This window comes from Acinetobacter sp. SAAs474 (assembly GCF_032823475.1).
GTDB lineage: Bacteria > Pseudomonadota > Gammaproteobacteria > Pseudomonadales > Moraxellaceae > Acinetobacter.
This window is the reverse complement of the sequence record NZ_CP127915.1, coordinates 893,859-908,585: the sequence shown is the minus strand read 5'-3', so window position 1 is coordinate 908,585 and position 14,727 is coordinate 893,859. Positions and strand designations below refer to the sequence as shown.

Genomic DNA, 14,727 nt, shown 5'->3' with positions numbered 1-14,727 from the left:
CTTTTCTATTCTGATTTTAACGCGGTTTCTGCCATCGTAAGTGTCGGATAATCAATATAACCTTGTGCAACTGCAGTACCAATCATCGTTTCAAGCTTAAGCTCATTTAATGGCGCATCTTGCACTAAACGTTCAAATAAATCTGGATTGGCAATATAAGCTTTACCAAATGAAACGGCATCTGCTTGTCCTGAAGCCAATAACCGTAGCGCATCATCACGTGTTAAACGCATATTGGCAATATAAGGCACACCATGACTACGTTGTTTTAGATACTCAGAAATACTATCGTCAGCCAAGTATTCACGGGTAAAGAAAAAGGCAATTTTTCGTTGACCCAATTGCTCTAACACATAGCCAAACGTTTCACGTGGATCATCATCACCCATATCATGTTCATCACCACGTGGTGCAAGATGTACGCCCACACGACCAGCACCCCAGACTTCAATTAATGCATCAACCACTTCCAATAAGAATCGTGCCCGATTTTCAACGGATCCACCATATTGATCTTGGCGATGATTGGTTTTACTTTGTAAAAATTGATCAATTAAATAACCATTGGCGGCATGTAATTCAACACCATCAAAACCGGCTTCTTTGGCATAAATAGCGGCCTGTTTATATTGTGCTGTAATGGCATGAATTTCACTTATCTCTAAAGGTCGAGGGATCACATATTCACGTTTTGGACGTAATAGGCTGACATAACCAGCTTGTTTTACTGCACTGGCAGAAACTGGAGTTTCACCATTGAGCAAGTCAGGATGCGATACACGCCCGACATGCCATAGTTGTGCAACAATCAGTCCTTGTTGTGCATGTACTGCGGAAGTAACCGCTTTCCATCCTTCAACTTGTGCCTGATTAAATAATCCAGGTGTATTTAAATAGCCATTTGCTTCCTCAGAAATGACCGTAGCTTCTGAAATAATTAATCCAGCACTTGCACGCTGTGCATAATATTCTGCCATCATTGCAGTAGGTACACGATCATCTGTTGCCCGACTACGCGTAAGTGGTGCCATCACCACACGATTTTTTAAATGCAGATCACCTAAAACCAAAGGAGAAGTAAACTCAGCCATCACGACCTCTAAACTTAAGACTACAATACGTCTTTTAAATCATTTATATAGCGCTGAATAAGGTCTTCATTACGAGAAAAATATGACCATTGACCATACTTTTGTGCTTGAATAAGCCCAGCCTGTTGCAAAACAGATAAATGATTTGACATGGTTGATTGTGAAACTTTACCCAATTTTTCAATTTGGCCTGCACAAACACCACGCTTAAAGTCACCGCATTCTTCTATCGACAAAAATAACTCAGGTGTTTTTAACCATTGTAATATTTGACGACGTGTAGGATTTGCCAACGCTTTAAAAATTAAATCGATATCCATTTTCAGCTACATCCAAGCATTAATCACCTGATTCAGCATCCTTGTCATTAATATATCGTATTTTTTCGATATTAATATCTATTTTTTACGATATATCTACAATTTCACTTAATCAGGCTAATGTGATTGATTAAATCATTTTAAAACTGAGGGTCTATGATGTTATTACCGCTTGAAAATCCGATCGGCTACCCCAGCACTATTTAACTGAAATAGCCATCATTCAAACTGTATTCAATCAAATTTAGAGACCTTGTTTTAAACTGGCTTCAATAAATTTATCTAAATCACCATCCAATACCGCACCGGTATTTGAATTTTCCACACCAGTACGTAAATCTTTAATCCGTGAATCATCTAAAACATATGAACGAATTTGACTTCCCCAACCAATATCAGATTTAGTATCTTCCAGTGCCTGAGCTGCCTCGTTACGTTTACTCATTTCTAATTCATAGAGCTTGGCACGTAATTGTTTCCATGCATGATCACGGTTAGCATGTTGCGAGCGTTGGTTTTGACATGCAACCACAATACCAGTCGGCGCATGGGTTAACCGTACTGCAGAATCCGTTTTGTTAATATGCTGACCACCAGCACCAGAGGCACGGTAAGTATCCGTACGCACATCTGCCGGATTAATCTCAATCTCGATATTGTCATCTACTTCAGGCGAAACAAATACTGCAGAAAATGAGGTATGACGACGATTACCTGAATCGAATGGTGATTTACGGACTAAACGATGTACACCAGATTCGGTACGTAACCAACCATAGGCATATTCACCTTCAACACGGATGGTCGCAGATTTAATTCCTGCAACATCGCCATCAGATTCTTCCATTAATTCTGCTTTAAAACCATGACGCTCAATCCAACGCATATACATACGCAATAACATGGATGCCCAGTCCTGAGCTTCCGTCCCCCCAGAACCCGCTTGAATTTCTACATAACAAGGATTTGGATCCATAGGATTGTTAAACATACGACGGAATTCTAATGCCGCCAATTGTTGTTCTGCATCGTCTAATTCTTGTTGTACATCGAGCAATAAGCTTTCGTCATCTGCTTCAACTGCCAAATCAAGTAAAGCCTGTACATCTTCAAGTTGGGTACTTAAACGATCTAAAACGTTAAGCACATTCTCCAATTCGCCTTTTTCCTTGGCCATGGCTTGAGCACGATTTTGATCATTCCAAATAGTAGGATCTTCTAATTCGCGAAGAACTTCTTCTAAACGCTCTTTTTTTAGATCGTAGTCAAAGATACCCCCGTAATGTTTGACCACGGTCGTTTAAATCTTTGAGTTGGATTAGATAAGGATTAATTTCCACGTAACAAGCTCTCAATCAAGTTAAAACTTTATAACGTTAAAGTATAACATAGAGCGATTCATCAAACAGAGCGTGATCAGCTATCATCATGATCGTTAGCCACTGACTGCTTCATGGTAAGCCTCTGCTTAGCCAGTGAATCTACAAAAAATCATGCTTTAAATTCAGTACGATCGAGAGTTAACAAAAACCTACATTTATATATATACAATGATATTCAATAAGATAGATTATTTTTTATCGCTTTAATTTAACTTAATATACTTTTCAGTATTTTCTCATCATATCACTTTGGTTTACACTGAAGATGTAACAAAAAATGTAAAACGATTTTATAAGAAGGTGCCAAACTATGAAAAAACTTGCAATTGCTTCGGCATTATTTTCGGCTCTTTCAGTCGTAGGAACAGCACATGCTTACCAAGCAGAAGTCGGTCTCTCTGCTGGCCTAACGGATCCTGATCATGGCAGTACCAGTGGTTTATATGGGGTAAATGGCACAGCATATTTTAAACCCGTACAAGTCCGTAATTCACCACTTGCAGAAGCTGCGTACTTAGATCGTGCCAGCAACGTTAAAGCTCAATATAGCTATAGTAAAGTTGATTCCGCAAAACTGCATGATTATTCAATTGGCGCTGAATATTTTGTGCCTAATTCTGATTTTTATGCAAGTGCTGAAATTGGCCGTAAAGATATTAAATATAACAATATGCCGAATTTAAATACAACCACTTATGCAGCTGAAGTTGGTTATCTACCAATTCCAGGTATGTTGGTTGCAGTTGGTGCAAAGGGCTTTAGAAACGATAACATTCATCGTACTTCTCCAAGCCTACGTGCTAAATATGTCACTCAAATCAGTAATGGACAAGATGTTAATTTTGAAGCAGGCGCAACCTTTGGTAAAACCCGTGAATATAACGTTGCTGCCGATTACTATCTGGATAAAACCTTTAGCTTAGGTGCAGATTTCTACAAAAATAATTCTCTAGACAATAGAGAATATGGCATCAAAGCCAATAAATTCTTTACACAACAAATCAGTTTAGAAGGTCGTGTCGGTTTTGGTAAACTTAATCATAATGATTATACCTCATATGGTCTAGCTGCAAAATACCGCTTCTAAAACCATCAATATCATATCGATATTTAAGGAGTTTAGTCATAAACTCCTTAATTTTTTCATCCAATCATTATGATAAATCCATCTATCTCAATGTGGGCGATTTAAGAGATTTAAATGTTGAATCTTTAACTGTATGCTGGCCTGTCCTTTAAAGACATTTTTTTCTAATTCATACACCAAATACACCGTATTAATCGCCGTATTCAAGGGATATTCTTCAATTGCATTAAATGCAATGGCATCTATGACTTGACCATTCGCTAAAGCAAGTTTTAATTTAAGATGCTGATCTTTTAACCACTTCATATCCAGCACATTAAATACCCCATGAAAAACAGGACAAGGAAAATGCTGTCCCCATGGACCAAACTGTTGAATTAAATCGACTGTCGCCAACTGAAAAGCGTCGCTAGGAAGCTCACCATCAGTGAAAAGAATCGGATTAAATACATCGGCTGGATATGTCTGTATCAATTGCTGAAAAACATTTTTAAATGCTTCAAACTGATCTTTTTTAATCGTTAATCCTGCAGCTGCCGCATGTCCACCAAAATAGCGAATCATATCAGGATAACGTTCAGCAATCTGTTCGATAGCATCTCGAATATGAATGCCTTCAATAGAGCGCGCTGAACCCTTTAAATGAAGACCGTCTTCATCTGGTGCAAAAACAATTGCTGGACGATAAAACTGCTCTTTTAAACGACCTGCTACAATGCCAATCACACCCTGATGCCAATGCTGTTCAAAAACAATTAATGCTGCCGGTAATTGCTGCTGATCAATCTGCAATTGATCTAATGTGATCAATGCCTCTTGTTTCATTTGACTTTCGACTTGACGACGTTCAAGGTTTAACTGATTGAGTTTTTGCGCCAATGGATATGCGGTATGAAAATCATCAGCCAATAAACACTCAATACCAATATCCATGGTATCCATACGCCCAGCAGCATTGAGACGAGGGCCAAGTAAAAATCCTAAATCTTGAGCAGTAAATTGTGTCGTCTCACGTCCAGCAATATCTAATAAAGCACAAATCCCGGGGCGACATAAATTTTGTTGAATACGTTTTACTCCAGCGTCGACTAAAATTCGATTGTTATAATCTAAACTGGCAACATCTGCATAAGTCCCTAAAGCCACTAAATCTAAATATGTGGTAACTGTGGCATAGCTTTTCTGTTGTGACTTACGATAAGTCGATAAACTCGCCAAGACATAAAATGCCACCCCAACACCTGCCAAGGCTTTGCTTGGAAACTCACAATCTAATTGATTTGGATTAACCACTGCCTCTGCGTCTGGAATCGCCTTTGTGGTTAAATGATGATCGGTAATAATGACCTGTATACCATAAGCATGTGCTTGTTCAACACCGGCATGGCTTGAAATACCGTTATCCACCGTCACCAATAGATCAGGACGAAAACGTTGAACAGCTAAATCCACAATCGCTGGCGTTAGACCATAACCATACTTAAAACGATTTGGTACGATATAATTAACATTCGCCCCCATCTGACGCAATACAAGAACCATTAAAGCAGTACTGGTCGCACCATCTGCATCATAATCCCCGATAATCAAGATCTGTTGCCCTTGATCAATCGCGCGATCTAACAGTGTCACAGCCTGCTGAAGCCCTTTCATGCTTGGAGCCAACAAATATTTTAATTTTAACTCTAATTCTTGCGCAGATTGTAAACCACGCGCTGCTAATATTTTTGCCATAAAAGCAGGCACACCCTGAAATAAATCAGGGTGTGAAATCAATGGTCTAGCTTGAATAGAAACTTTTGACATATTAAGGCATCAGTCGCTGTAATTTCCAAAACCCATCCATTTTTTTATAGATTAAACGATCATGTAGACGATTCGGACGACCTTGCCAAAACTCATAATATTCAGGCGCTAAACGATAGCCTCCCCAAAATTCTGGTTTAGTCAAAGTAACTTGATCTTCAACCTGCTGTTTTAATTGTTCAAAACGATCCTGTAATGCTTGGCGACTCGCAATTACACCACTTTGTGGTGTACTAATGTGCGCTGCAATTTGGCTATCACGTGGACGCTTATGATAATAATCAGTCGATTCTTGTTCAGATATTTTAATGACCTGCCCACTCACACGAATTTGACGCTCTTGTTCAGGCCAATAAAATAATAATTCTGCATAAGGATTTACAGCCAAATCTAAACCTTTTTGACTATCATAATTGGTATAGAAGTCATAACCTTGCTCAGTCGCTCCACGCAGTAATACGGTTCTCACATGTGGATGACCTTGGGCATTTGCTGTGGCCAACGACATTGCATAAGGTTCGTGTAATTTTGATTCTAATGCATGATTAAACCAAGTTAAAAATTGCTCATGAGGTGATTGATCTACACAATCTTCATATAATTCATCTTTTTCATAACTTAAGCGCAACTCACTTAAGTCTTTAATTAAATCATTCATTTTTCAACCTCTTAAACTGCATTCATTTTAACAGTATCGGCAAGTTGATTTGCCAAAGTGGTGACTTCTTGCAAATCCTCACCTTCAACCATAACACGAATTACAGGCTCAGTGCCTGATTTACGAATCAGCAAACGACCACGGCCTTTTAATTGTTGTTCTGCCTGTTGAAATGCATCAACCAGCAATGGAACCGAATAGGGATCAAACATTTTAGACAGATGAACATTGACTAATACATTTGGTAATAATTGAAAGCCTTCAAGTAATTCATGTAACGCTTTATTTTGTTCAATCATGACTGTAAGCACTTGTAAAGATGCAATAATGGCATCTCCTGTCGTACTTTTATCTAAAGTCAAAATATGGCCAGAAGGCTCTCCACCCAATAACCAACCTTTCTGTTGTAAACCTTGTAATACATAACGATCACCTACATTTGCACGTAAAAATGCAACATTGGCTTTTTCCAGTGCTAACTCTAATGCCATATTACTCATTAAAGTTCCCACAATGCCATCTGGTTTATGAGCGGCTTGGGTCGCTAAAATATATAAAATATGATCACCTGTAACTTGTTGACCATACTTATCTACCATAATCACACGATCAGCATCACCATCAAAAGCAATCCCTAAATCTGCCTGATGCTTAATGACCGCTTTTTGTAAATTTTCTGGATGAGTAGAACCACAATTTTTATTAATATTTAAACCATCAGGTTCATTGTATAATGCGATGACTTTGGCACCTAACTCACGAAATACCGCAGGACCAACGTTATATGCTGCACCATTAGCACAGTCGACGACAATTTTTAAATTTGATAAATCAAAATGATAAGGGAAAGTTGATTTACAAAATTCAATATAACGACCGTTGGCGTCTTTTACACGAACACTTTTACCCAAATTTGCCGTATCTTCAATTTTAATCTCTTGTTCCAATTCTCGATTAATCGCATCTTGGACATCATCTGGTAATTTTTTACCTTCACCAGAAAAAAACTTGATTCCATTATCTTGATATGGGTTATGCGAAGCTGAAATCACAATCCCCAAACTGGCATGTAATGCACGTGTTAAATGCGCAATTGCAGGTGTAGGCAATGGCCCTAATAAATGTACATACACACCTGCTGCATTTAATCCAGCTTGTAATGCGGCCTCTAAAATATAACCAGAAAGTCGTGTATCTTTACCCAAAACAACAATCGGTTTAGTTTTTGTACTGTAGTTTTTTAATACCTTACCCGCTGCAAATCCCAATTTAAGCGCGAATTCAGGTGTGATAGGGAGTTCGCCAAATTTACCACGAATTCCATCGGTACCAAAATAACTCATGTTGTGCTCTCTTTTAAATTCTATCGGTATCTTTCCCTTAATAACTATATTATAACATTATAATAACTTGCTCATCGTAGAAATAATAAAGCCGTCATCAAGTGACGGCTTTATGAGATAAATGAACAATTAACCTACACGATAATTTGGTGCTTCTTTGGTAATCGTCACATCATGAACATGAGATTCAGACATACCTGCTGAGGTAATTTTCACAAATTGAGCATTTTGACGTAAATCTTCAATCACAGCAGATCCGGTATAACCCATTGAAGAGCGTAAACCACCCATCATTTGATGGACAATATTACCCATTGGGCCTTTATAAGGTACACGGCCTTCAATTCCTTCAGGAACCAGTTTTTCTGCACCTGCTTTCGAATCTTGGAAATAACGATCTGCTGAACCAGTAGCACCAGCCATCGCACCCAATGATCCCATACCACGATATGCTTTATAATAACGTCCTTGGAAAAATTCAACTTCACCAGGCGCTTCTTCAGTCCCTGCTAATAATGAACCGACCATAATGGTACTTGCACCAGCACCAATCGCTTTGGCCATATCACCAGAAAAACGAATTCCACCATCAGCAATCAACGGAATTTGTTCTTTAAGCGCATTGGCAACGCTATCAATTGCCGAGATTTGTGGCATACCAATCCCTGCAACAATTCGTGTGGTACAAATTGAACCAGGGCCAATACCGACTTTAACCGCATCAGCACCCGCATCTAATAGAGCAAGTGCAGCATCACCTGTTGCAATATTACCGCCAATCACTTGAATTTGAGGATAATTTGCTTTGACCCAACGCACACGTTCAATCACACCAGCAGAATGGCCGTGAGCCGTATCCACCACAATCGCATCCACACCTGCTTCCACCAATGCTTCTACACGACTTGGTGTTTCTAAACCAGTACCAACAGCTGCACCCACACGTAAACGGCCTAAATCATCTTTACAACTGTTTGGATAAGATTCGGCTTTACGAAAATCAGTTACCGTAATCAAGCCTTTTAGCTCGTTATGGTCATTCACCACCAATACTTTTTCAATACGATGTTTTTGTAATAATGCTTGAATATGTTCTTTAGATTCATTTTCACGCACAGTCACCAAACGATCCTGACCTGTCATAATATTACTGACAGGTTGCTCTAGATTGGTCTCAAAACGTGTATCACGTCCTGTCACAATACCAACCACTTGACCGTCTTTAACAACAGGAACACCACTGATATTATTGGCTTGTGTCAAAGCAATTAATTCACGCACAGTCGTTTCTGGTGTCACCGTAATTGGATCTTTGACCATACCTGCTTCAAATTTTTTCACACGACGTACTTCAGCAGCCTGTGCAGCAATATCCATATTTTTATGCAAAATACCAATACCACCATTTTGCGCCATCGCAATCGCCATACGTGATTCAGTCACGGTATCCATTGCTGCTGAAACAAGAGGAATGTTTAAATGTATGCCACGAGTAAAACGTGTCTTTAAAGAGACATCTTTTGGGAGGACAGTTGAGTAGGCAGGGAGTAATAAGACATCATCGAAGGTTAGGGCTTCTTGAACGATGGTCAACATAACAGTCTCACTGGTAATTTCCGTGCACTATTATAAACAAATTTAGACTAAAATTTCATTTTAATCTGTAAATATTCCGATTTATTTTAAATCAGATACGATAAGGTAAAATGTAACCGCACGATGATATTACTGATTCAGCAATCAATTTTCATAAAAAATAATCATAACATTTGGTGGCTACGCAGGATAACAAGCGTCAGAATTTAACTTAATCAAGAAAACTTAAAGTCTAAATCAATTGGATATTCAGCATATTTACTGAGAATACCGATTGCATAATAACTGCCAAAATAGCGCAAAATCCTTCTCTACACACTATTTCGGCAGCAATCATCACTTAAAAATAATATTTAATTCCTAAACTCAAATTCTGAAATTGACTGGATAAAGATCCTTGTCCCTGAATATTGTCTGTTTGATGGGTTTTACCCATTTTTTCGCGATATTTATTCCACTCAAATGCAGTAAATAACTGGGTATCTGGACGGATATAATAGCCCGCATTTAAATTGACACCATAATAATCCATATTTTTGACTTGACTATAAAAAACAGTCTCTCGGGCATAATGATGATCTACATCTTTTGCCGTGACCCATGCACTATATTTAACAGTTGCTCCTAGTGAAATTTTTTGATTGTCATATTGTGCATTAAGACCGATATAAGGCATTCGATAGATCTGTTTATAATCAATACCTTTATCATTTTTTTTATCAAATTCACCACTGAACATTTGTGCTGTACCAGGAATATAATTGCCATCATGATCAGTCAAGCTATAACGATATATTCCACCTTTAGAATTCCAATTAAATTTATTTTGTTGGTAGCCAACGACAAAACCCGCTTTATACTGAGTATCAGACAAGGCAAACAGCTGTGCATTCAGATCAACTTGATTGGCATATTTCATCTTAGTATCTGGATGATATGACCAATCTGTCATCAATTTAGCATCAGTTTGATCCGTATAATCAAAATCCGACATCACTAAAGAAGAACTTTGGGTCACGGTGGTCCAAGCATTGGCATTTAAGCTTAACCAAGAGAAAGGTTGCCAAGATAAGTCCGCTTTAATGATTGGCGCATTTTTAATGTCCCAGTTGAGTTGTGAACGTTTAATATCATCTATATAAACAAACTCTTTGGCTTTACCACCATTCAACATTAAACCTGAAGATAATGCCACAGAAATTTTTTGAGTCGTTAAATGACCTGATGCAATATCAGCTGTTGCATAAGCCAAATTCGGGCTTAAAATAAAAAGTAATATATATTTATTCATAGGGTTTTATTAAAATCTATAAGTTTAGAGGTATGGATTAAGTCAACTTTTTATTATTATCGGGAGTATAAAGACTAAAATTATTAACCATAATACTCCGTATCACGCGCCGCATTATATATCAAAATAATTAAAAAAAATGCTTAGTTGAATTATCAACCTTGTATTGTGTGAAGCTAAAAACCATCTCAATATCAATTTTATGGAATATCAGAAATTAAACCATTTTTTGGATTCTAAACTCAAACACTTGATTCACATCCCTTAGCAATTGGCGATTGAGTTGATCAAATTCAAGCAGATAAGCAGATAAGCAGATAAGCAGATAAGCAGATAAGCAGATAAGCAGATAAGCAGATAAGCAGATAAATTTTATCTATAGCAATAGCGCTTATGATACAAAATACTCTAAAAAAATTATTTCAAATCAATAACTACATGCGATGATTCCATCAAGAAAAGAATACGAAATCTAAAAAAAAAGAACAGCGATTCTTAAAAAGCAATCAATAATTGAGTCAATCGTTATCCTTTAGAATATACAATATGAGCGACTTTGTTAACCTACACGCTCATAATCTTCATCATTACTAGGTGGTATAACATCTATTGAGATCAGTGGAATCATTTGATATGCACGACGTGCTTTATTACATTGTTGATCACCTGCCCGTACTTCCTGACATGAAGAACTACGCTGTGTATAAATATCACAAGAAACAGCCTGACCAACAATACCCGACAGTGCAGAACATCTTGGATTTTTTTGATTGGTACCCACCATACATGAATATAGTGAATTAACAGGCTCCGTATAATGTTCAGGTATATTTAAACCCTCTGCCCAGTAAAATGAAACTCTAAAAAAAGCGCAACAAGCACCACAATTTAAACAAGCATCTGAGGTAGGTAATTGAGACAACATTTTTATTAACTTCTCGTTATCTGACGATTAATTTTCGAAAAATTCTAAAAAATATCATCTTTAAACTCAATATTTTTTTAATTTTTTAGACGATTGTATAACTGAATACTGAATTTATAAGCACAGTAAAATTCTAAAAAATAAAATGTAATCAATAGATTCAGCGACTAATACTTTACAATATTCAGCAATAATCATGGTTTTAATATCAATGTTTTTAGATAACGATATCTATATCATCTATCCCGTCATTTTAACTGATCATTACACTGTGATAAAACCAGATATTCAATATGGTCATAGCATTGCTATCACCATATCATGGCGCACTAATTAGTAAAAAATTTTATGATTCATTCTGATTAAGATTAAATTAGAAAAAATAATGTTGCACCAAGGCAGCCACACCCATAATTAAAAAGATCGCCGCACCAATTTTATGAATAAGCGCAATCGGAAGTTTTTCGGCTAGTTTATTGCCAATAAATACGGCTGGAAGATTGACCAAAATAATCCCCAGCGTTGTTCCCAAAGTAACCCAAGTAATACTGTCAAATCGAGCGGCCAATGCGACTGTTGCAATTTGTGTCTTATCACCTATTTCTGCTAGAAAAAATAGAATGAATGTGGTTCCAAATACACCATATTTTTGCCATTTATTAATATGATCATCTTGATCATCCAACTGGTCTGGAATAAGCATCCAGATGGCCATGGCAATAAAACCCAGCGAGACAATCCACAATAATACGACAGGACTAAGGACCGTGGTAATCCACTGTCCTAAAATTGCAGAAACACCATGGTTAATCACCGTAGCGGCAAAAATGGCCAATAAAATAGGAATAGGTTTACGGAATTTAGCCGCCAGTAACAACGCCAATAATTGTGTTTTATCGCCAATTTCAGAAAGTGCAACGATCACTAAAGAAATAAAGAAAGCATCTAGCATGAGGATATTTCTCTGGCTAGCAATAAAATACCTATGATTCACCGCTCCTGCTAGCCAAATGCAGAGTGGTCAATCAAAGGTCTTGCCAACAAAAGAAAACTTAAAAAAGTATCTATGGTTCTTTGCTATAATGACCATGCTTGTTTTAAAGCAAATATGTTGATCATTACCTGTTCATGATGAACAGCGGCTACTCCCCAATGAAGTTATTGTATTGTATAGAATATGATGCTACTTCACAACTAGAAAACCCTGCCAAAGCAGGGTTTTCAAGCGCTAAAAACACAATTCAATGTGATTCAAGATGGCCGTGACAATTAAATTAATAAATGACGTATATCTTGTAATAGCTGAGTCAACTTATGAGTAAAACGCGCAGCATCTGCACCATTAATCACACGGTGATCATAAGATAAAGACAATGGTAACATGAGCTTAGGCTCAAATTCCTGACCATTCCAAACCGGTTGCATGCTTGCTGGAGAAATACCTAAAATTGCCACTTGAGGCCAATTCACCAATGGGGTAAATGCTGTACCACCAATTGCACCAAGGCTTGAAATCGTAAAGTTTGCACCTTGCAAATCTTTAGGTGAAAGCTTTTTATCACGTGCCTTTTGTCCCAACGTTCCCAACTCAATTGCAATTTGCTTAATTGACTTTTGATCTGGATGACGCAGTACAGGTACCGTTAAACCATCTGGTGTTGCAACCGCAATACCCATATGAATTTCATGACGTAATAAAACAGCTTTACCATCATCAGATAAATGACCTGCAAATTCACGCTCTTCTTTCAATAAATGCGCGACTGCTTTAATAATAAAAGCCATAATCGTCAAGCTAATACCATCTTTTTTAAAGTTGGCTTTTAGATCATTACGCCATGCTTCAAGTTCAGTGATATCAGCCAAATCAAACTGTGTGACTTGCGGAATATAATTATTGAGTGAAAGTTGTGGAATCGACACTTGTTGTAAACGTGTTAAGACCTTCTCTTCTACTCCACCAAATGCACTAAAGTCTGGTAATTTTGGTAAACCACTCACCACAGCTGCTGTTGGTGCAGCAATTGCAGTATTGGCACGACCTAAACGTGACTTAACATAGGCAAATAAATCTTCTTTCATCAAGCGAGCATGTGGGCCAGAAGCTTTCACTTCCGACAATACAACACCTAATTCACGTGCAAGTTTACGTACAGCAGGCCCTGCATATACTTTCGCATTTTCCAGATTTTGTGCTGGGGTTAATTTATCTGCATTGCTAGTCACTACAGCAGTTTCACGCTGTTCTGATCTTATCTCTGGTGTTGCTGCTTGAGGTAAAGACGCACTCACAGCATCTACAGGAGTAACCACCTCAGATGATTGTGCTGCTGCAGTTTCAAGTACAACCAAAGCAGTACCTTCTTTGACACGCTGACCAACTGTAACATGAATAGCTGTAATCACACCTGCAGCAGTACTCGGTACTTCTACAGTGGCTTTATCAGACTCAACCACAACCAGACTTTGATCTTTTTCAACACGATCACCAACCTGAACCAGAATTTCACTCAGCGTTGCCTGCTCAACCCCTAAATCAGGGACAGCAATTTCAATACGGCCAGCGGCTGCAACAGGAGCTGTAGTGGTAGCAGCAACGGGTGTTACAGCTGATGCAACTGCTACTTTTTCCTGAGTAGCACTTGTCGCTGCAGCACTTTGACTTTTTACACTCAGGATTACAACGCCTTCTTTGACGACATCACCTGATTGCACTGCAATATGTTCAACTACACCAGCTACAGTACTCGGTACCTCAACTGTTGCTTTATCTGATTCCACCACAATCAAACTTTGGTCAACATCTACTTGCTCACCAACCTGAACCAAAATATCGCCCACAGTTGCTTTTTCTACACCAATATCAGGTACTTGCACTTCAACAAGCGTAGCCGTTGTCGTTTGCTTATCGACAGATGCTGTCGCGTCAGCATGGCTAGCTGTAGTTGGGGCTGGTGGTGTTGTGGTAACTGGATCAGCAGCTACTGCTGTCGCAGGCTGTTCAGTGCTATCTAATTCAATCAAGACCGCACCTTCACTCACTTCATCGCCTTGCTGAATCAAAATATTTTTTACTGTACCTTCAGCCGTACTAGGCACTTCAACTGACGCTTTATCAGATTCCAGTAAAACAATACTATCATCAACCGCAATATGATCACCGATTTTAACCAGAATTTCAGCAACCGTTGCTTTCTCTACACCAATATCAGGAGTCGTAATTTGCAT

The 14,727-nt window shown here is 38.1% G+C and carries 12 protein-coding genes and 1 riboswitch; of the genes, 1 reads left to right on the top strand and 11 read right to left on the bottom strand.

What is annotated here, in order from left to right; translation table 11 throughout:
* Positions 1–5: 5 nt before the first annotated feature.
* The 3 genes from QSG86_RS05235 to prfB all read right to left on the bottom strand — a co-directional run bounded on the left by QSG86_RS05235 (position 6) and on the right by prfB (position 2,751).
* Positions 6–1,091 (bottom strand): alkene reductase, encoded by a 1,086-nt coding sequence (locus tag QSG86_RS05235; RefSeq protein WP_317030526.1) that lies wholly within the window; start codon positions 1,089–1,091, stop codon positions 6–8.
* 20 nt (positions 1,092–1,111) lie between these two features.
* Positions 1,112–1,411: a helix-turn-helix transcriptional regulator gene (locus QSG86_RS05230; RefSeq protein ID WP_317030525.1), complete on the bottom strand. Its 300-nt coding sequence runs from the start codon at positions 1,409–1,411 to the stop codon at positions 1,112–1,114.
* 244 nt (positions 1,412–1,655) lie between these two features.
* Positions 1,656–2,751, bottom strand: a protein-coding gene (gene prfB / locus QSG86_RS05225; protein WP_317030524.1) for a peptide chain release factor 2 whose coding sequence is annotated in 2 segments (ribosomal slippage) — positions 1,656–2,678 and positions 2,680–2,751 — 1,095 coding nt in all. Because the reading frame shifts where the segments join, the coding sequence is not laid out codon by codon here.
* Positions 2,752–3,103: 352 nt separating this feature from the next.
* Between prfB and QSG86_RS05220 the strand changes: the two genes are divergently transcribed.
* Positions 3,104–3,880, top strand: a complete 777-nt coding sequence (locus QSG86_RS05220; protein WP_317030523.1) for a putative porin — start codon at positions 3,104–3,106, stop codon at positions 3,878–3,880.
* A gap of 87 nt (positions 3,881–3,967) precedes the next feature.
* Here the strand turns inward: QSG86_RS05220 and recJ are convergent, their stop codons facing one another.
* From recJ to QSG86_RS05180, 8 genes are all read right to left on the bottom strand, one after another.
* On the bottom strand, positions 3,968–5,686 hold the full coding sequence (gene recJ, locus QSG86_RS05215) for a single-stranded-DNA-specific exonuclease RecJ (protein WP_317030522.1): 1,719 nt from the start codon (positions 5,684–5,686) through the stop codon (positions 3,968–3,970).
* Between the two features lies 1 nt (position 5,687).
* A complete protein-coding gene (gene pdxH / locus QSG86_RS05210) occupies positions 5,688–6,344 on the bottom strand; it encodes a pyridoxamine 5'-phosphate oxidase (RefSeq protein WP_317030521.1) in 657 nt (218 codons plus the stop codon).
* A gap of 11 nt (positions 6,345–6,355) precedes the next feature.
* Positions 6,356–7,687, bottom strand: a complete 1,332-nt coding sequence (gene glmM / locus QSG86_RS05205; RefSeq protein ID WP_317030520.1) for a phosphoglucosamine mutase — start codon at positions 7,685–7,687, stop codon at positions 6,356–6,358.
* 129 nt (positions 7,688–7,816) lie between these two features.
* Positions 7,817–9,283 (bottom strand): IMP dehydrogenase, encoded by a 1,467-nt coding sequence (guaB, locus tag QSG86_RS05200; RefSeq protein ID WP_317030519.1) that lies wholly within the window; start codon positions 9,281–9,283, stop codon positions 7,817–7,819.
* A gap of 340 nt (positions 9,284–9,623) precedes the next feature.
* Positions 9,624–10,574: an omptin family outer membrane protease gene (locus QSG86_RS05195; protein ID WP_317030518.1), complete on the bottom strand. Its 951-nt coding sequence runs from the start codon at positions 10,572–10,574 to the stop codon at positions 9,624–9,626.
* Positions 10,575–11,133: 559 nt separating this feature from the next.
* Positions 11,134–11,499 (bottom strand): YkgJ family cysteine cluster protein, encoded by a 366-nt coding sequence (locus QSG86_RS05190; RefSeq protein WP_317030517.1) that lies wholly within the window; start codon positions 11,497–11,499, stop codon positions 11,134–11,136.
* Between the two features lie 373 nt (positions 11,500–11,872).
* Positions 11,873–12,451: a TMEM165/GDT1 family protein gene (locus QSG86_RS05185; RefSeq protein ID WP_317030516.1), complete on the bottom strand. Its 579-nt coding sequence runs from the start codon at positions 12,449–12,451 to the stop codon at positions 11,873–11,875.
* 72 nt (positions 12,452–12,523) lie between these two features.
* Positions 12,524–12,662, bottom strand: a riboswitch (yybP-ykoY riboswitch).
* Between the two features lie 106 nt (positions 12,663–12,768).
* Positions 12,769–14,727, bottom strand: coding sequence for a 2-oxo acid dehydrogenase subunit E2 (locus QSG86_RS05180; protein WP_317030515.1), 1,959 nt, complete (start codon positions 14,725–14,727; stop codon positions 12,769–12,771).